The organism is Flavobacterium hercynium (genome assembly GCF_002217285.1).
Classification (GTDB): Bacteria; Bacteroidota; Bacteroidia; order Flavobacteriales; family Flavobacteriaceae; genus Flavobacterium; species Flavobacterium hercynium.
In genome coordinates, this window is the sequence record NZ_MUGW01000003.1 from 32154 (window position 1) to 51878 (window position 19725).

At 35.3% G+C, this 19725-nt stretch carries 13 protein-coding genes; 4 read left to right on the plus strand and 9 right to left on the minus strand.

Features of this window, described 5'->3' with window-relative positions; genetic code table 11:
* Positions 1-257 precede the first annotated feature (257 nt).
* Positions 258-2285, plus strand: coding sequence for a T9SS type B sorting domain-containing protein (locus B0A66_RS01985; protein WP_089048175.1), 2028 nt, complete (start codon positions 258-260; stop codon positions 2283-2285).
* A gap of 87 nt (positions 2286-2372) precedes the next feature.
* Here the strand turns inward: B0A66_RS01985 and B0A66_RS01990 are convergent, their stop codons facing one another.
* Positions 2373-2759 carry a DoxX family protein gene (locus B0A66_RS01990; RefSeq protein ID WP_089048176.1) on the minus strand — a complete coding sequence of 129 codons (387 nt, stop codon included), beginning with the start codon at positions 2757-2759 and terminating at the stop codon, positions 2373-2375.
* Between the two features lie 194 nt (positions 2760-2953).
* Between B0A66_RS01990 and B0A66_RS01995 the strand changes: the two genes are divergently transcribed.
* Positions 2954-3307 (plus strand): winged helix-turn-helix transcriptional regulator, encoded by a 354-nt coding sequence (locus B0A66_RS01995; protein ID WP_089048177.1) that lies wholly within the window; start codon positions 2954-2956, stop codon positions 3305-3307.
* A gap of 153 nt (positions 3308-3460) precedes the next feature.
* Here the strand turns inward: B0A66_RS01995 and B0A66_RS02000 are convergent, their stop codons facing one another.
* From B0A66_RS02000 to B0A66_RS02035, 8 genes are all read right to left on the minus strand, one after another.
* Complete coding sequence (locus B0A66_RS02000) at positions 3461-4927, minus strand: M28 family metallopeptidase (protein ID WP_089048178.1); 1467 nt, start codon at positions 4925-4927, stop codon at positions 3461-3463.
* Between the two features lie 99 nt (positions 4928-5026).
* Positions 5027-7840, minus strand: coding sequence for a M16 family metallopeptidase (locus B0A66_RS02005; RefSeq protein ID WP_089048179.1), 2814 nt, complete (start codon positions 7838-7840; stop codon positions 5027-5029).
* Between the two features lie 11 nt (positions 7841-7851).
* On the minus strand, positions 7852-10119 hold the full coding sequence (locus B0A66_RS02010) for a Gldg family protein (RefSeq protein ID WP_089048180.1): 2268 nt from the start codon (positions 10117-10119) through the stop codon (positions 7852-7854).
* A gap of 11 nt (positions 10120-10130) precedes the next feature.
* The gene (locus B0A66_RS02015; protein ID WP_089048181.1) at positions 10131-11078 is read right to left on the minus strand and encodes an ABC transporter ATP-binding protein; all 948 of its coding nucleotides are present in this window, start codon (positions 11076-11078) and stop codon (positions 10131-10133) included.
* Positions 11079-11143: 65 nt separating this feature from the next.
* Positions 11144-12520 carry a RagB/SusD family nutrient uptake outer membrane protein gene (locus B0A66_RS02020; protein ID WP_089048182.1) on the minus strand — a complete coding sequence of 459 codons (1377 nt, stop codon included), beginning with the start codon at positions 12518-12520 and terminating at the stop codon, positions 11144-11146.
* Between the two features lie 12 nt (positions 12521-12532).
* On the minus strand, positions 12533-15919 hold the full coding sequence (locus B0A66_RS02025) for a TonB-dependent receptor (RefSeq protein ID WP_089048183.1): 3387 nt from the start codon (positions 15917-15919) through the stop codon (positions 12533-12535).
* 148 nt (positions 15920-16067) lie between these two features.
* Entirely contained in the window at positions 16068-17105 is a 1038-nt protein-coding gene (locus tag B0A66_RS02030; protein WP_123868193.1) for a FecR family protein, read from the minus strand.
* A 211-nt stretch (positions 17106-17316) separates the two neighbouring features.
* Positions 17317-17910: an RNA polymerase sigma factor gene (locus tag B0A66_RS02035; protein ID WP_089048185.1), complete on the minus strand. Its 594-nt coding sequence runs from the start codon at positions 17908-17910 to the stop codon at positions 17317-17319.
* A gap of 745 nt (positions 17911-18655) precedes the next feature.
* Between B0A66_RS02035 and B0A66_RS02040 the strand changes: the two genes are divergently transcribed.
* Positions 18656-19435, plus strand: coding sequence for a HipA family kinase (locus B0A66_RS02040; RefSeq protein WP_123868194.1), 780 nt, complete (start codon positions 18656-18658; stop codon positions 19433-19435).
* Between the two features lie 6 nt (positions 19436-19441).
* On the plus strand, positions 19442-19725 hold a 284-nt coding region (locus B0A66_RS23060), incomplete at its 3' end, for a hypothetical protein (protein ID WP_208862564.1).

Consider the following 19725-nt stretch of genomic DNA (forward strand, 5'->3'; position numbering starts at 1 on the left):
TCTCTAATGTCGGGATATTATGTTTTATGTTCTTATCTGAGGCAAAGATGAGAATTATTTTTTCAAAATGTATGCAGTAATTTCTATTTTTTGTAGCAATCCTTACTTAAAGAATTTTCTTGCTTAAACTAAAATAAAATCCATAAATACCTAAAAAACAACCACATAGTTTTTAATTTTAAAAAAAATATTAAATAAAATCCTTAAATTTAGAATTCTATTGTAAACATTTTACCGTAACTAAATTTTTATAGCCTATGGATTTTAAAATTTTACTTGTACGCCGTTTATTATTTTCAATACTTCTTTTGGTCTCTACAAATATATTTTCGCAGTGTTTCGAAATTCAGAGTATTCTGGTAGATGCATGCGGCGGAGCCGATGAAGGACGAAATGAAATGGTACGTTTTAAAGTAGGAAGCACTCCACTGAATATAAACAATTTAACTGTAGTCTGGCCAAATAATTCCTGGCAAGGTGTTGTTCAAAATAGCACTACAGCTGCTAAAGTAGCGCAATTGAATGCTGACATACTTCTTGCCGGCGGATGCGCACAAATTCTGGAACCACCAGGCGGAATTTTACCCGCTAACGCTAAAGCTATTCTGATTACGAGTTTCAATATGAATACCGCAGTGCATTCTTTTGGTGCTATCTCTGAAAATTTATATATGATTTTTCAAAACAATGCAAACAATAGTGTGGGACATTTTGCCAATTTTGGTCCTGCACCGGGTGCACGTACTTTCTCGATGACCTTTGGTGGAACGTGTTCGGGCAGCGTTGTTTATGACAGAACTTTATTAACTACAGTAACTGGAAATCTTGCTGCCGAAGATGGTGCCACCGTAAATTTTTCTCCCACCGGAGTTGCTACATACACCAATTCGGGATGCGTGGCGCCAACTCCACCTTTTTCAGTAGATGCCGGAGCATCAAATATAACGGTTTGTGCAGGAACAACGATAAATCTAAATGGTAGTGCAGAAGGACAGCAATCGCTTAATTGGTCAGCCGTTTCAGGAAATTTTTCATCACCAACAACAACGGCTACAAATTATGAAGTTCCATTATCAGGTGGAGGAACTACGGTTGTACTGACATTAGAAGCTACAAATGCCTGTGGAGTAAAAATTACAGATGCTATTAATCTGATTGTTACACCTAACATAACGCCTGATTTTGTTACTTCACTTATCTTATGCATTAACGATACTGCACCAATTCTTGCCGGAACATCATCAAACGGAATAACGGGAACATGGAATCCGGCTACTATTAGCAACACAGTAAGCGGAAATTATATTTTTACGCCAACAGCTGGACAATGTGCTTCTGCGACTACTTTAGCCGTAACCATAACACCTGAAACTGTACCGGATTTTGCAACAACACTAACTTTATGCAGTATCGATACTCCGCCAATTCTTGCTCCCACTTCACCAAACGGAATCACAGGAACATGGAATCCGGCTACTATAAACGCAACGACAGATGGAAATTATGTTTTTACGCCAACAGCTGGACAATGTGCTACTGCCACTACTTTAGCTGTGACAATTGCGCCTGAAACGATACCCGACTTTGAAACAACATTAACTTTATGCAGTACCGATACTCCGCCAATTCTTGCTCTCACTTCACCAAATGGAATCACAGGAACATGGAATCCGGCTACTATCAACACAATCGCTAGCGGAAATTATGTTTTTACGCCAACAGCTGGACAATGTGCTTCTAATGTTACTTTAGCGGTTAACATTACCTCTTTTACATATTCCATAAAACAAGATTGTATTGATAATAATTATCTTATTGAACTTGTATTAAGCCCCAATTCTTCTGCTACAGATTATACATATAGCTGGGTTAACGACAGAGGGGATCAAATAGCTTACAATACTTTAGTCTTTAATTATACCAAATATCTTGAAACCCTAAATGATAAATCGACATTGCCTTTGCAATTTGGCGTTACGGTAACTTCGGGCTCTTGCGAAGTCCAACAAGCATTTGAAATAGAAGATACTTTGTGTGGCATCCAAAATGTGGTTTCTCCTAATGGTGACGGTAAAAATGATGATTTTAATCTTAGTGCACTCAATATAAATAGTATCACTATTTTTAACCGTTACGGCAGAGAAGTATATCATTTTAGAGGCAAATACGAAAACCAATGGCACGGACAATGGAAAAACGGATTACTTCCAACTGCTACCTACTATTACATCATCTCCAATGAAAAGGGAGAAGAACGAGTGGGCTGGATATTTTTAAGTTACTAAAAAATTAAAAACAAATAAACCACTCGATTAGAGCGGTTTAGTGTGTATTAAAAACAACAGAATTCAAAACTTTAAAAGGTTTTTTATTTAATATTGAACTGTAGCATTATGCATTTTACGTTTTAAAAATGTACGATAAGAGATTACAGTGGCAACTATAATTAGAATCGTTACTCCGTACTTATCTAATCCGCCTCCATTGGCAATCAATACATACGTTGCTCCTATGAAGTAAAAAATGAATCCAAAATAAGCTGCTTCATGAAACTTTTTAAAACCCGGAATCAAAATTGCTACCGCGCCTAATACTTTTACGGTGCCCAAAAATGGCATCAGATATTGTGGCAAGCCCAATTCTCTGTTTACCTTAACTAACGATTCTAACTGAAGTATATTTAATATACCTGCAAATCCAACAAATGCGACAAAAATTGTCGTTACCCAATACACAATTGTAATTCCTTTATTACTCATTTTTTATTTAATTTACTGTTTTATATTTCTTTTATTCTATTTAGCTTCAAGCCTATAAATTGTCTTGCTGTTCTTTTTATCAAGCTTTATTTTTGTTGTTTGTTACAATACAAAATTATATATATTTGCTATCTATTTTATAGTACTATCCTTTTAGATAGTGCTTTCTAAAAGGATAGCATAAACAAATACTGATGAAAAAGACACCTGCTGCACACGAAAAAGGAGAATGCCTCAAAATGATTTTACCTGTGCGAGATGCATTGGAAGTATTAAATGGCAGATGGAAATTGCCTATAATTATCTCACTTTCATTTGGTAATAAACGATTTGGAGAAATATCAAAAGAGATAAATGGCATTACTGATAAAATGCTTTCAAAAGAATTGAAAGAATTAGAACTAAATAAAATGATTACCAGAACGGTTCACGATACTTTTCCGCCAATGGTTGAATATTCCATAACCAAACACGGAAGATCACTCGACCTGGTAATCACTGCGCTGCGCAATTGGGGTATTGAGCACCGTAAAGAAATTATTGGATAATAAATGCGTTTTGAAACAAAGTACTAAGCAAAAATCCACAAACAACAAACAACAAACAACAAACAACAAACAACAAACAGCAAACAGCAAACAGCAAACAGCAAACAACAAACAGCAATTCACAACTCACAATTCACAATTCACAATTAAAAACTAATTTCTCGCTCGAGGCAAAACCTTAGGTCTCTCGATTTCATTAGAAAGCTTCCAGCCTGTGCGGTAAATCCATTCTGTCATTTTATGAAGTTTTATGTAATCGATATTTTCAGATTCATCCATTGGAGTATGATATTGATCGTGCAATACACTCGTAAAAAAAACAGCCGGAATATTTTTATACACATACGGCAAATGATCAGAGCGAAAGAAGAAATATTCCGGATGTTCCGGTCTGTCCCAAAGCTTGTCTAACTCAAATTTTGGGCCTTCGTTATTGGCTTTCATTGCCATATTGACCAAATCAGAAGAATTGATATGAGGCGCTGTCGATCCTAAAAGCGCTGCCTGATTTATGTCATTTCTCCCTATCATATCACCATTGAGTACCGCAATGATATCTTTTTGAGGTACTGTCGGATGCGATGCATACCAGCTTGATCCCAGTAAACCGCGCTCTTCTGCCCCATGAAATACAAACAAAGCCGTTCTTTTTCCGGGTTGCTTTTTATAGGCTCTCGCAATCGCAAGCATCGCGACACACATACTCGCATTATCATCTGCTCCGTTGTAAATCGAATCTTGTCCGTACTTCTGTCTTACACCATCATGATCCTGATGACCGCTAAACAAAACGTATTCGTTTTTCAATTTCGGATCTGTTCCTTCTACTTTTCCTACCACATTTACAGAAGGATATTTGTAGGTCTCCGAAACAACCTCAGCAACTGCATTTTCTTTGGTCGTTTTCAGAAATTCTAATTGATCATGATGAAGCCAGAAAACCGGCATCCTTGCAGGAACAGGAATCTTCTCGTGAACGCCTTCAATTCCGTATACGCCTCTTGTCATTTGAGGCTCTACCTGCGACCAGCTTTTTTCGCCTAATTCATCTGCTACGATTATAAGTGCAGCAGCTCCTTTTTGGGCTAGTTGCTCATAATATTTCAGTTTTACCAAACCCGGATAACGTCTGTCAAATAGTGAGATATCATCTGAAATGCCTTCTTTGGATGCCAGTACCACAACCGCTTTTCCTTTGATGGAAGCTGAGTTTATTTCCTGAATCGGGGTATCTCCCAAATACAGCAATGGTGCATTAACCTTGGTATTGGTGGTTTCTGCTATCAAAACATCAGTCCATAATTTATAGTTTTTGTCTCCAATTTTAAATGTTGTGTTAGCGGTAACCTGATGTCTGTAAAGATCAAAAAACTGAAAAAAAGTACCATCATCACCCGCTGGCTTCATTCCTGCCTGTGCTGCTTTATTGGCCAGCCACATCGATACTTTAAGTTCATCTAATGTTCCTGCTTCACGACCATTAAAATGATCGCCCGCCATTTGGTACAAATCTGTTTTTAGGTCTTTTGCCGTAATAGCAGTAACTAACGGTTTTTTATAAGTCTGCGAAAACAGAATCTCGCTGTATGCAATCAGTACTATTAAAATTTTTCTTTTCATAACGGAAACGATTTAAATGTTAGATAGTCAACAGAAAAGGCTGTCTGGCAAGGACAACCTTTAATGACTAATAAAATAAAAATTTGAATCTAAAGCATATTATTTCCCGGATGGATTCTCCGGAATCATAACTACTTCGACACTTGTAGAACTATCCAAAACGTGCTTACTAAACTGCTGAATAGTTTTTTGATTAATTTTAGAAATTAAGTTTTTATATTCTTCATCTTTCAAAAACGGAATCTGATTTAATGTATTATTATAAATTGTGGTATTCCAGAAAGAATTGGTTTTAAGCGATTCTTCTCTGTTTTTTAAAAGTGCTTTTTTAATGTCTTCTAAATCATCTGCTCTAACCGGATTCAATTTCAAATCATTGATTTCTTTCCAGACAATCTGCATCAATTTTTTCTGTTTTTCGGGATTACAGTCAAAAGTCAAAGCCAGTTCAAAAGTAGGTTTTGGAATCTGTTCGATATTCCCGCCAACACTTACCCCGTAGCTTCCTCCTTCTTCTTCTCTAATAGTCTGAATGAAGCGTTTCGATAATAATTCGCCAATGATATACATGCTCATTGCGTTTTCTTTGCTGTATTCTATTTTACCGGTCAGGTTCAAATAAACCGATGCTTTAGGCACTTCCATTGGACGTTTGAACTCTACAACCGTTTTTCCTTTTTTAGGTTCGATATTATGATCGACAAAATTCTCCTTCAAAGCCGGATTGGACTTAATGTTTCCAATATATTTCTGAATCAATCCTAAGGCTGAATCTGGTATGTTTCCAACAAAAATAAAAGTAAAATCAGCCGCATTTTTAATTCGGTCACGGTAGATCGCTTCTGCTTTTTTCAATTCAATTGTTTCAAGAAATTTATCATTGAATAGAAAAGTTCTCGGACTGTGATTAGAATTCGCCAGATCAATAGAATCTTTAAAGGCGCTTCCGTTGTCTTTTTTGATGGTTTCTAAACGGTTTTTATACTGCTCTTTTAGAATGTCAAAAATATTTGAGTCAAAACGAGGCGCTTCAAAAGAAAGATATAACATTTGCAGCATCGTTTCGAAATCGGCTTTGTTAGAACCTCCCTGAAATCCTTGTATGTTTTCTCCAATAAATGGTGCTGCTTTCGCTACTTTTCCAGTCAGTTTTTCTTTTAAACCCAGATTATCAAAATTCCCTAAACCAGAAGATCTTGCAATGGTTGTCGCAATTTCTGCAGATGCCAGATCTTCTGTTTTTATAAGTGACTTCCCTCCTTTTGAGTAAGCAGAAAATACAATCTGATCCTGCGAATACGTCGTTGGCAATACAATGATTTTAGCATCATTTTCTAAAATATATCCTTTTGCATCTGGTATTCCTGCTACTTCAAATGTTTTTTTAATGGCTGCAGGTTTTAATTCTTTTTCAATTAAAGGTGCATCATTTTCTTTTTTAGCATACGGTTCCAGCGTTTTGCTTTCTACCTTTTTCATTATATTCACAACAGCATCTTTCGTCGGGAAATCCTTTTTATCCTGATCTGCTCCCGTTACTAAAACAACCTGATTTGTTGGTTTTTGAATGGTTTTGATATGTGCGTTTAATTCTTCCAACGAAATACTATTGATAATACCTACGATTTGTTTGTACTCGTCTTCCGGCGTTAGAAATGGTTTTGCTGTCAGGAAATAATCTGTTAGTTTATCAGCCCAGCTGTCATTGTCGACTTTATCCTTATTGCTGATAAAATCATCGTAAGAACTGATAAACAGTTTTTTAGTTCGGTCCAATTCTCCTTGTACAACGCCAAAACGTTTTAATCGTTCTGCTTCTGTGTACGCTTCTTCAAATGCTTCAGCTGTTTTTCCCTTTTTGGCAGATGCCGAAATGTTATAGCTGTTGCTTAATCTTGAAATTCCGCTAAAATAACTGCTTAGATTCAAACTTGACGTTTGATTCTTTAAGATCAATTCGCTAAAACGTTTGTTTAATATATTGGTATAAAAAGAGTTCAATACGTTTTTACGCGTAACGCTGCTGTCTTTTATCTTTGGTTCATCAAAAATATAGCGCAATGTAATTACGGTTGACGAAGCTTCTTTATCAGAAGCCGTTCCAAAATACAATTCATCGTGTTTCGGAATTTCAGCATAGGTTCTTACCGCTGCTTTTTTAGCCAAAGGAATATCCGAAAATATGCTTTTCACTTTTTGTTCCATCACTTTTACATCGACATCACCTACGATAATGACCGCCTGTAAATCGGGTCTGTACCACTTTTTGTAATAGTTGCGCAGTTCCGGATATTTAAAGTTGTTGATGATATCCAAATCACCAATAACATCACGTTTACTGTATTTAGATCCTTTGTATAAAACAGCATCCGTTTGGTGTTTCAAACGAAAATCACTTGTTCTGCGGGTTCTCCACTCTTCTCTGATCACCCCTCTTTCTGCGTCGATTTCTGCATTTGTCAATGACAAAGATCCGGACCAGTCATGAAGCACCCAAAGAGTAGAATCAATTAGTTTTTCATTAGTGACAGGAACTGTGCTTATGTTGTACACCGTTTCGTCCTGAGCTGTAAAAGCATTGATGTCTTTACCAAAACTTACTCCATTTTTCTCCAGCATTTTAATAATGCCTTTGCCTTTAAAATGCTCTGTTCCGTTAAAAGCCATGTGTTCCAGAAAATGCGCTAATCCGTTTTGATTGTCATCTTCCAGAATAGCGCCAACATTTTGAATAAAATAAAAACTGGCTCTGTCTTTTGGCTCTTCGTTATGCAGAATATAATACGTTAATCCGTTTTTTAATTTTCCTGTTGTAACGTTCTTGTTAAGCGGAATTGTGGTTTTGAATTGGGCAAATACGCCATTAAAAGACAAAACCAAAATTCCAAGTATGATATTTTTTTTAGTATTCATTTTGTTATTTTTTATCTTCTGTTTCTTCTGATAAGTATAAAAGCACCACTCAATATAATCAATAAAGGAAACAAACCAATGAATATTATTTTACTAATAAAAACCTGATTGGCATTTACGGTGATTTTTTTATCGGTATTTTCCGGACGTGTTGTATCAATTGGAAATTCGTAATTGCTAAACCAGCTGAAAACATCGGTTACAAACTGAAACGTTCCTGATCCGCTTCGACTTAACTCAGCATTGCCCATAAAATCGGCATCTCCTGAAACTATTATTTTTTGTGACTTACCGTTTACATTTCGGGTTAAAGCTACCACAAGCGGCACTGCGATTACAGAAGGCTGTCTTTTTAAATCCTCTGAAACAGAAGTAATGCCCATTTGTGATTCCCAAGCCGGTTGGTTATTGGTTTTTAAAAGTGGTGTAACTTTAAAACCTGTATCTTTTATGGTTTTAACGCTGCTGCTTCCTAAAAACGGAATAGGATAATTGTTTCTGTTTTTACTGAATTTAATAATAGCAGGATCAATATCTTTTTGAAGATCGGTTACCAAATAATCAGGAGAATTGGTTTCGCTTTCCTGCACCAATGCTTGTTTAGAAAAACTCAATCCTAATTTATCCGTAACTGCCGCTAAAGCCGAATTGGTTTCCGGTTCTGCCAAAAGCATTAGACTTTTCCCTTCATCGATATATTTAGAAATTCGGTCAACCGCGCCTTGGCTTAGTTGTGTTTTAGGATCGGCAATAATTAAAATAGTAGTTTGCTGCGGAATATCCTGTGCATTAATATCTACAGAAGAAACATCAAATCCCTGATTGATTAAGGAATATCTAAATGAAATTTCATTAAATCCGGTTTTGTAATTTTTATCTCCGTTTTTGTCTACGCTTCTTTCCATGTTTCCGGTTGCGAAAACAATTTTAGGAGCCGGAACAACCAAACGTTTTAAGGCAGCAGAAATTTCTTTTTCCATAGGAACCTTAAACATATCGTCATACATTCTTAAGAATGTTTTCTTTCCGTTGTATTCTACTGTTCGTACGACTCTGTTGTGCTCGGGTTTCAGATCTATCACTTTTTTAATTTCTTCAGGAGAATATAATTTTTTCAGTTTTAAGTCCTGCGTTTCGATCATTTTTTGCGCAAGCTGTTTGTCATTCAGTCCCGGGTTTTGGGCATACAACGCTTCATTGTCAGAAGTATCATAGTAATACACATATTCCATTTCGAGCTGCGGTATAAAACGCGTGTATTTTTCAAAGCTGGATTTGTCTGAATTATGAGAATACGGCATAGCCATATAATAGTTGATGTCTAATAAATTCACATAAGTAGTAAGCTTAATAGGTCCATCTATTTTTTTAACAATGTTTAAGCTGGTTTCCGTAAGTGTTCTGTCTTTGGTTCTGGTCATATCGTAATATACCGAAAGTGAAGCCAATGATGTAATATAACCCAATGCCAGCACTACACTTACTAAAGCAGTATATTTAAGCACTCTTTGATAAACAGACTGTGCATCTCTTCCTGTTTGTAATTTATAAATACTTAGTCCGATAAAAAGACCGCTAACAAGAATAAAGTAAAATACATCTTTACTGATTAACAAACCTTCGAGCATTTCGTTGGCACGTCCGGCAATAGAAAGAAAATAAGTAATATCTTTTACGTATTCGATATCCTGCCACAGTTTTCCAATAAAATTAAGACCTGCTAAAACAACCAAAGTACTAATGGCCGCTACAACCTGATAAGAAGTAAGACAAGACATAAAAAGTCCGATGGCGGCGTAGGTACACACTAGTAAATACAAACCTATCAGTCCCGAAATAGCAAATTTTAAATCTAAATTATCAATAGAGAAATATGCTATAACAACCTGTAAACCAAGTATACCAACAAATAATAAACAATAAGCTGCTATAGCGAGATATTTCCCTAATACAATGTCTTTTATTTTAATGGGAGAAGAAAGTAACAGTTTAATAGAACCGCTGTTGATTTCACGGCTTATTAACCCCATCGTTAACAGTGGAACATATAAGTACAAGTAATTCTGCATTTCGGTGTACAAACCACTAAAACCGGAAAATACAACCTGAGTTAAGTTACCAAGGCCTTCTCCTATTTTTTGTGCTTTTTCAAAACGTTCAATAGAGTTAAAAAATTTCCAGCTAGACTGGATCGAAAATATTACCAAAACAACCCATGCAACAGGCGAATAGAACATCGTGTTGAGTTCTGTTTTAGCAATTCTGTATATCGTTTTCATTTGTTTAATTTTTAAGAAAGAATAGTGTTTTTAGAAGGTGCTTTTTTAGATAATTGGGCGAAAATCTCATCGAGAGAAACTTTTTCAAATTGAATTTCACGTAATTTCCAATTGTTGTAAACACTTAGCGAGACAATTTTTTCGGCAATTTCCTGTGTTCCTTTAAAAGTGATCTGCACTTTTTTAGGAGAAAGATACACTGCATGTGTAATTTCCGGAAGATCTGTAAACGCTGAAATTACAGGCGGATTCTCAAAACTTGCCGTTAGTTTATCTGCTTCGATATAATTGTTAAAAGCTTCTAATGAATCAGAGAAAACCATATGTCCGTTTTCAATCATTCTGATGTCCTGGCAAGTTGCCTGAACTTCAGACAGAATGTGCGACGAGAATATTACGGCTTTATCTTTGGCTATTTTCTTAATTAGATTTCGTACTTCTAAAATCTGATTCGGATCCAGTCCGTTAGTAGGTTCATCTAAAACCACCAGCTTAGGTTCGTGAATAATCGCCTGTGCAATTCCCACACGCTGACGGTATCCTCCTGAAAGATTGCGGATTAAACGATTGCTGAAATGAGAAATACCACATTGTTCTTTGGCTCTTTCAACAGCGGTGTGCAGATCTTCCTTTTTTACATGGCGCAACTGCGCACAGTGAATCAGGTATTCATTTACCGTTAAATCAAGGTGCAAAGGCGGTGTCTGCGGTAAAAAACCAATTAACTTTTTAGCTTCTACCGGGTTTTCTTTCAGATTAATTCCGTCAATAAAAATGTTTCCTTTGGTTTGGTTCAGTACGCCGCAAAGAATATTCATCGTGGTCGATTTCCCTGCCCCATTAGATCCTAAAAGACCTAAAATTCTATTTTCTTTAATTTCAAAACTAATATTTTGTATTGCCCAATCCTTGCTGTATTGATGTGACAAATCCTCAACTCTTACAATTGTTGTTTCCATAGTGCTTTTTAAAATCGCAGGAATGTCTTTGTAGCAAACACATTCCTGCGCTATTTTTTTAGTATTTAATATCCTGAATTTTGGGTCAAAAAGGGATTAGAGCGAAGTGCCGGCTCTGGAATAGGGTATAAACTATCAGTAGAATTCCAGATTTTATCGGTTAAAACAGAAAGTGTTTCATCTAGTTTTCCGGTTCTTTTCAGATCCAGCCATCTGTGTCCGTTTTCTGCAAAAAACTCACGCTGTCTTTCTAAAGCGATTAAATCCAGTAATTGATTGGCATCTGTTAAAGTCGTATTTTCAAGTAATGCTCTGTTACGAATAATGTTGATGTCTTCCTGAGCTCCTGCAATATCATTTAGTTTTACTCTTGCTTCAGCTCTTATCAAATACAATTCAGCCAGCCTAAGAATAGTAGAACGCTCTATAGGCGATGCTCCAAACCTGTTTTTATATTTAGTCGGGGAAACTCCTATCACAACACTCTGATCATTGGTAATATCTCTTGTCCAGTTTATTTTTCGGGCATCATCCGCTTCAAAGAGGGTACTTCCGTTTCTTAATAAAAAGGTAGCTGTATTGGCATTTACAAATACAGAAGAACCTTCATAAGTATAGTTGACATTAAAATAAGGAATCTGCAAAATAGCTTCGTCATTATCTGCAATAAAAGGACTGTTTTCCTCTTCTAAATCGGTTATGATTTTATAGGTTGCAGTTTCGTTTAGTACCGCAGTAGCATGAGCAGCAGCTTCACTCCAATTTCCCTGATACAATTTTACCCTTGCCAATAAAGCTTCGGCAGCCCATTTTGTAGCTCTGATTCTTTCCTGTTTGTAATTTTTATAATCAACCGGAAGATCAGCAGAAGCTTCTGTCAAATCTTTAACAATTTGTGCGTAAACCGTATCCTGATCAGATTGAGGTAACAAAGCCGAAACATTGATATCTGTAGTCACTACCAAAGGCACTCTTCCCCAAAGATTGGTTAGGTAGAAATAAGAATACGCTCTAAGAAATTTTGCTTCGGCAATCCATTGTTTGCTTTTAGCAGCATTAAGAGTAGTACTTTTAGAAACACCTTCGATTACGTTATTAGCGTTGTAAATGGTTTTATACAATTCACCCCAATTAGAATTTATTGTTCCGTCAGTCTCCGGGATTTCATTGGTGCCATATACATTCGCAAGACCATTAGTTCGTATCAATTCATCAGAGGTTTGCCCAAGAATACTGTACACCTGATCGTAATAAAAACCGGCAACCATACTTTGGTAAATACCGTTTACAGCAGCATCAGCCGTTGCATCAGAAGTATAAACCGTTTCAGATGATAACTGATTACTCGGAAGCTCAACATCAAGAGCGTCATCACAGCCTGTTAGTCCTACGAATAGAAAAAACGAAAATATATAAGTATATTTAGTTGAAATATTTTTCATGATTTTTTAGATTTAAAATGTAAACTGAGTTCCAAAAGTTATTGTACGCAATGGAGGCAATGCCAACCCCTGTGTTTCCGGATCAAGTCCTTTGTAACTTGTAATCGTCAACAAGTTTTGTCCCTGAATCGAAAGACGAATGCTCTGCAAATATTTCTTCGTAGCTTCATCTAGTGGAATTTGGTACGAAGCACTAACATTTTTAAGTTTGATGTAAGACGCATCCACAACTGTAGCATTAGATCCTAAATAATTAAAAAAGCTATTTTGAAAACCGGAGCTCAAAACATTTCCCTGCGCTATATAATTATTGTATTCATCTTCCTGAAAATTAGCTGTTGCATACGGATAACCCGGCTGTGCTCCCGTAGAAGTCATCAATAGAGAACCATCTTGTTTTACAAATTGAAACAAAAAGTCAAGCGTAAAAGCTTTGTAGCTTATCGTATTCGAAATTCCTCCGTAGTACTGAGGATACGTTGGTCCTGCATATTTTCTGTCACCTTTACCTGTTTCTGCAAATCCTGTAGAGATTTTACCATCTCCGTTTACATCTTCAAACTGTGCAATTCCATTAGCATCTACACCAGTAAAATTAAAATTATACCTGCTGCTCAAAGGTCTTCCAACAATGTATTGCGAATAATAACTTGTAAATTCTATCTCCGGAAAGGATACTAACTTATTCGAATTGGTTGAAATATTAAAAGAAGTTGACCAGTTAAAGTTTTTAGTTTTAATATTCGTTGTAGCAAGCGTAAATTCCCAACCTTTGTTTTCCACCTCAGCCGGTAAATTTGCTGTATACGTAGTAAACCCAGCTTGCGCACTAAGTGTGTAATTCACTAACTGATTACTGGATGTGTTTTTATAATAAGCCGCTGTAAAAGAAAGGCGATCGTTAAAGAAACTTAAATCCAGTGCTGCTTCAAATTTCTTTGTCAATCCCCATTTCAGGTCCGGATTCTGAATTCTGGCTGCTGTCATAGACGCGTTTCCATTACCATAAGTACGCGTATCAAAAGTATCAGCATATTGATAATCCCCAATATCATCACTTCCTATTTCTCCATAACTAGAACGAAGTTTTCCGAAACTTAATATCGTATTGTCTTTTAAGAAATTTTCCTGTGTAAATACCCATGCACCACCAACAGAACCAAAATTTCCAAAACGATTATTAGCTCCAAATTTAGACGAACCGTCTCTTCTAAAATTGACATTTAAAATGTATTTGTTCGCAATATTGTAGTTTACTCTGCTAAAAAGCGAAATGTATTTATATTCTGTACTACCATTAGTTGCCGTTACATTTTCTGCCGTTCCCAGGTTTCCAATTAAATTATCTGAACTATAACCACTTGAACTAACATACGATGGCATTTCTGATTTTCTGTTTTGCCATGAACCACCAACAAGAGCCGTTAAATTTCCTTTCCATAATTCTGTTGTATAATTAAGCTGAGGCTCAATAGTAAAATTATTAGTATTATTGGTCGAAACAGTGTATGATCTTGAAAAATTAGAATCAAAATCGTTGGCTTCATTGTAAACATAATTACTTGCAGATGCAGGCATGAATTGTTTGGTTTGCATTTGCGCTCTTCCGTACCCAAGATCAGTTTTGAAAGAGAACCCTTTTGCAATTTCATATTGCAGGCTTAAACTTGTAATTAAGTTAATTCCTTTATCGTCTACTCTTTTTTCTAAAGCAGCAAGCGGATTTATATCGCTGAAATAATCCGGAGACCAGTAATAACTTCCGTCTGCATTATACAACGGACGGTTTGGCGCCGTATTGACAGCATAAGTGGTAATATCAAAAAACGGAAGCTGATTATTATCTGCAGCAAATATTACAGATGAACCTACTTTTAATTTATTGTCCAGCGTGCTGTGGTTGATATTAAAATTAGTCGAGAATTTATTATAATTAAAACTTCCCGGAACTACCGTCGTTTCTTTGTGATAAGCAGCGCTTAAAAGAAAATTCGTTATTTCATTTCCGCCTTTTAAGGAAGCCGAATAATTATTGAAGTTGGCTGTTCCGCCAATTAATTTTTTCTGCCAGTCCGTATACGCATTAGGATCCCAGTCCACAAGCGCAATACCGTTACTGTCATTAGAAGCTACATCTCCATTATTGTCTAATGCGGTTTGCAGCATGTTCAGGTAAGCAGGCGTTTTTAATGTTCTCACCATATGCCCTACTTCAGAAACTCCCGAATTTGTCGTTACCGTAAATTCTGTTTTTCCTGCTTTTCCTTTTTTAGTCGTAATCAATACAACACCGTTAGCACCTCTGGAACCATAGATCGCTGTTGCATCTGCATCTTTCAGAATTTCGATGCTTTCGATATCATTTGGATTAATAATATTCAGCGGACTAGTCGATTTTTGAGCACCTCTGATCACATTCTGATCCTGTACCTGTTGTTTGATGTCGTCACCAATGTACGGAACACCATCTACGATGTAAAGCGGAAGATTACTTCCTTCAATAAAATTTCTACCACGAATACTAATGTTCATATCGCTTCCTGCATAACCCGAAGTCTGTGTTACAAAAACCCCCGGAGTTCTTCCCTGAAGCGTTTGCAAAATGTTGGTTACCGGTTGTTTTTCAATATCTTCAGCCGTAATTTTCACTACAGATCCTGTTGAAGTTCTTTTAGTTGTAGTTCCATAACCAATCACCACGATTTCATCTAGTTTGGCTAAATCGGGCTGCATTTTTATAGTAATCGAAGTTTGATCCTGAACCGTTACCTCCTGCGTTTTATAGCCTAAATAAGATACTTTAAGCGTATGTTTTCCTGACGGAAGCTCAATATAAAACTGTCCGTCATAATCAGAAACACCCGTTTTATTTCCTCCTACCAGTAAAATCGTAACGCCTGGCAAAGGCTGTCCGTTCTCATCCAGAATTTTTCCGCTTAGCATGTAACTATGCTCATATCCTTTTTCTTCTTTTACTGTGTTTTCTGTTTTTGTATTTTCGCTTCTGTACACGACCACATTTTTATCTACTTGTTTGTAGACCAAATTGCTGCCCTGAAAAACCGTATTCAGAATATCGCTCACACTTCTGCGGCCTCTTGGCGTCGTTACTTTTGGAAAATCTTTGATAACCTGTGGCTGATAAGCAAACAGTAATCCCGTTTTATTCTCTATCGTTTTAAATAAAGTTTTAATATCCTGATTGTGAAGCTCTATATCAACAGATATTGATTCTAAATTTTGTCCTCTCATCTCAGTAGCAAACACCAATGGAGTGCCACAAGTCAATAAGAAAATGTGGAATAAACTGATTCGCATGATCATAATGGTTTTTTTTGACAGCGGGAAAAAAGATGATTTTTCCCTGTCAAACATGGTTGTTTTACAGCGCAATTTCATAAATTTGGTTGTTTTTAATGGTTAGTTCGAATTAATTATTAGAAATACTCGCCATCTGGGGTCGGAGCCAGATGGTTTTTTTTTGCTTTTATTTTATAGGCTTCCTGTTTTAAGATTATTACTATTTTTCTACAATATATTTTACTGACTAACAGCCTTTTCCATCGATTACGACAGCACCGGAATCTGTGTAGTGATAATTGATTTCCATAACACTGCAGACCACTTTTAGAATATGATCTAAATCTTCATCGTTTAAAAAACTCGCTGTTATTCTGCAATTTTTAATGTTTTCATTCAACTGAATTTTCACTTTGTACTTCTCAGAAATAAGCGCCACCGCCTGATCCATACTAATATCATCCAGAATCAGATAATTGTTTTTCCATTGCGTTACAGCAGTCGCATTAATGTTGCTTTGCTGATAGGCCAGCGTATTTTTCTCTACTTTAATCTGCTGATTCGGCGTAATTACACCGTATACTTTCTCAGCGTCACCCACCTGTACCTTACCTCTTGCAACTGTAACTTCAATAGCGGCAGAAGATTTTCTGGCATTAATATTAAAAGCCGTTCCTAGAACTTTAGTCTGCACCTTGCCCGTATGCACGATAAAAGCCTTTTTTTCGTTTCGCTGAATATCAAAAAAAGCTTCTCCGGTTAGCGTTACTTCACGGGTTTTATCATCAAAAGAATTTTTGTTGTATTCCAAACTACTGTTATCATTCAAAAGAACAGTACTTCCGTCCGGTAAATGAATCAGTTGTTTTCCACTAAAAGCAATTAAGGCACTTTCCTCTGTTGGAGTTTGCTGTACATCCTTTAATGGAGTCTCAGGAGTAGACTTAAAAAGAAAAGTACTACTGATTGCTGCCAAAACAGCAATTCCTGCGGCTGCAAAAAGTATACGAAATGTCTTTTTTCTATTTCTTTTTTGAGGATGAAGCGGAACTAATTTTGATTCGCTTTTAGATTCGGATAAAATAGTATTAAGAATAATTTCCGCGCGTTGTTCGTCCATAAAATCCGAAACCTCATCTTCCTTAAGCGAAGTATAAATTTCATCTTTTAAAAAAACATCATATTGATCCTTTTTTACAGCTTGCATGAGTTGTTCCAGTTCTTGTTCTGAAAGTTCATTGCGCACATAACGCTCAAATAATTTTTCAAATTCCTCTTTTTCCATTACTTTATAATTACTATTTACAGTAGTTTTTTTATTTGGGCGCTTCAATCAGTTTTCTAAAATTTAAATAATTGTTATCAATCATCGAAATAGAATGCCCGTATAGTATAAAGACAATTTAAAAAGGGATAAGGAGTAGTCGAAAGTTAAAAAAAAGTAAAATTATTTTAAACAAAAAATTCAATACACTGAAAATCAATAAATTGAATTTTTAATTTTGTGTAAAAAAATAACTCAAACTAAGTACAATAAGATTGATGTGGCGTGCCAATTGGGTACGAATGAGTTTCAAAGCTTGCGCCATGTGTTTTTTGACCGTGAGAGGTGAAATGTCCAATATCTCACCAATTTTTTGGTAACTAAGACCTTCAACTCTTGCCATTTGATAGATTTTTTGCTGCTGTGGAGGAAGTTTGAGCAAAATTTGATCTAAAAGCACATTATACTGCTCGTCCTCTAAAAAAGAATCTGTTGCGTTAAACGAAAAATCACCGCGTTTCAATTCATCTTTAAAAGTGTCTTCTCTGGCGATCTTTTTGATCATGTTGAAAATATGATTTCTACCGGAGATAAAGAGATAACTCTCGAAATTTACAACATCTCTAAGTTCTTCCCTTTTCAGCCAAATATTCATAAAAACATCCTGAACCACCTCTTCTGAAAGTGTTTTGGACTTCGTTATTTTCAAAGCCGATGCGTAAACAACATTTTTATATTGGTCGTACAAAATCGTAAAAGCCTGTTCACTCCCATCTGCAAATTGCTGCAGAAGTTCTTCTTCGTTAAAATTAAATTTTGGAGACATAACACAACTTATTAATTGAGTTTAGCAATATTATAATTTTTTTATGGACTTAGTATAGTTTAAACTAAGAAGTCAGTAAAATAGTATTTTGACAATTTCGAAACACAAATTTTACATATTCGAAAATTTAAACCCCGTTTATTGAGCAAGATTCAAAACCCAATCCAAACTTTGAAATACAAATCTCACATTCAAAATAAAGATTCTACTATCGAAATTCCATTTTTCCTGTTTTTTTCGTCTTTTCCTGTCAGATTTATAATTCTATAGTTTTAAATTACATTCTTTTTTCATCAAAACTCAATTTACAATTCCTTTACATAACTTAAGTTATTCTACTAAAATTGCCTTAGCCGATTCTATCACATACGAAAAAAACCAACTCTCAGTTGAAAATTGGTTTTTGGGCGTTTTTACCATTTTGATTGGCAATACTTTGCTTTAGTATACTACGCTGATAAAGCAGATTCGCTTTTCGAAAACACGGATTTATACGGATTTTTTACATTCATTCTATGTAATCATTTTTTGCTCTTATTTTTCACATGGGCTGTCGCGAGCATCTTGCTCGTGACAATGTTGCATTTACCTGTAAGATGCTTGACGGCAAAATTAGAATCTCTGCTGGTATTTTTTAAAATTACAACTACACATTTACTCATTAAAGTAATATTTTTACCTATATTTACAATATTTAAGATTATGAATGATTCTTACGCAGCAAAGTTTATATAGATCTGAACGCATGTTCACAACAGGTGATAAGCCAATATTAGTTACATGTTCTGATATGTCTGATTGGGTTTGTAAACATGGGAGACTGTATCCTTCAGTTTTATTTAGTGAAGTTATAGGTTCTACTTTTGCTGAATTATGGGATTTAAAAACACCCAAAATCTCTTTTGTGAATGTTCATACTGACCATTTACCTAATGAGTATTTAAACATTGTACAACCTGCATTTTTCAATAAACCCTGTTTTGGTTCCTTATTTATAGAAGAAAGTCAAGTTCTTGATAAAACATTATTACCATCATTTAAAAATCAAACATTTAGAAGTAAAATAGTCAATAAAGAGGATTTACTCAAAATTGCCTTATTTGATATATGGCTTGGAAATGAAGATAGACATCATGCAAATAGTAATTTATTACTTGATCAAACTTTACCAAATAAATATTACTTTAATGTATTTGACCATGGTGCAATTTTTAATTCAAATACATTGATTCATGGTTTACAATTAATTTCTGATAATGAATCTATTATATGCTCTGACTTTGCTCAAATTTTATTTAGAAAAGGAAAGACTTTAACTAAAATTGTTGATAACGTTGTTAAAGATTTCTATCTTTGTACCTTGGAATGCGAAGCGCAATTAAGTACTATTCTTGTTGATATTCCGGCTGAGTGGAGATTAGATTTGCCAAGTTTAGAAGTACTTATTCGTAATAATTTATTTACTGCAAACTGGAAAAGTGATTGTGAAAATCATTTTAGAGCATTAATCCAAGCTAACATTTAATATAAAATGAAAACTTTTTTTAGTATAATTTATCTTCCCTTAAATTCTAATTTACAAGAAAAAATTAGTGTAGGATTAGTTATGTCTAATGGTGAAAAAAACATATTTAAAGTTTCAAATCCTAAAATGCATATAATAAAAGGATTAATTTCTTCAAATAAGTTCAGTATTTTGAAAAATTATTTCAATAACATACTAAATGAAATCGAGCCAAAAATTGATGACTTTCAATTAAATCTTAAATCAGACATCTCAAACAACTGGTTAAATGAATCCTATCTTAGTTATTT

Coding starts and splice junctions, on each gene's coding strand:
- B0A66_RS02005 (WP_089048179.1), bottom strand. CDS start 7,840: ATGAATACTAAAAAAAATATCATACTTGGAATTTTGGTTTTGTCTTTT.
- B0A66_RS02035 (WP_089048185.1), bottom strand. CDS start 17,910: ATGTCTCCAAAATTTAATTTTAACGAAGAAGAACTTCTGCAGCAATTT.
- B0A66_RS02010 (WP_089048180.1), bottom strand. CDS start 10,119: ATGAAAACGATATACAGAATTGCTAAAACAGAACTCAACACGATGTTC.
- B0A66_RS02030 (WP_123868193.1), bottom strand. CDS start 17,105: ATGGAAAAAGAGGAATTTGAAAAATTATTTGAGCGTTATGTGCGCAAT.
- B0A66_RS01985 (WP_089048175.1), top strand. CDS start 258: ATGGATTTTAAAATTTTACTTGTACGCCGTTTATTATTTTCAATACTT.
- B0A66_RS02040 (WP_123868194.1), top strand. CDS start 18,656: ATGTTCACAACAGGTGATAAGCCAATATTAGTTACATGTTCTGATATG.
- B0A66_RS01990 (WP_089048176.1), bottom strand. CDS start 2,759: ATGAGTAATAAAGGAATTACAATTGTGTATTGGGTAACGACAATTTTT.
- B0A66_RS01995 (WP_089048177.1), top strand. CDS start 2,954: ATGAAAAAGACACCTGCTGCACACGAAAAAGGAGAATGCCTCAAAATG.
- B0A66_RS02000 (WP_089048178.1), bottom strand. CDS start 4,927: ATGAAAAGAAAAATTTTAATAGTACTGATTGCATACAGCGAGATTCTG.
- B0A66_RS02025 (WP_089048183.1), bottom strand. CDS start 15,919: ATGAAATTGCGCTGTAAAACAACCATGTTTGACAGGGAAAAATCATCT.
- B0A66_RS02020 (WP_089048182.1), bottom strand. CDS start 12,520: ATGAAAAATATTTCAACTAAATATACTTATATATTTTCGTTTTTTCTA.
- B0A66_RS02015 (WP_089048181.1), bottom strand. CDS start 11,078: ATGGAAACAACAATTGTAAGAGTTGAGGATTTGTCACATCAATACAGC.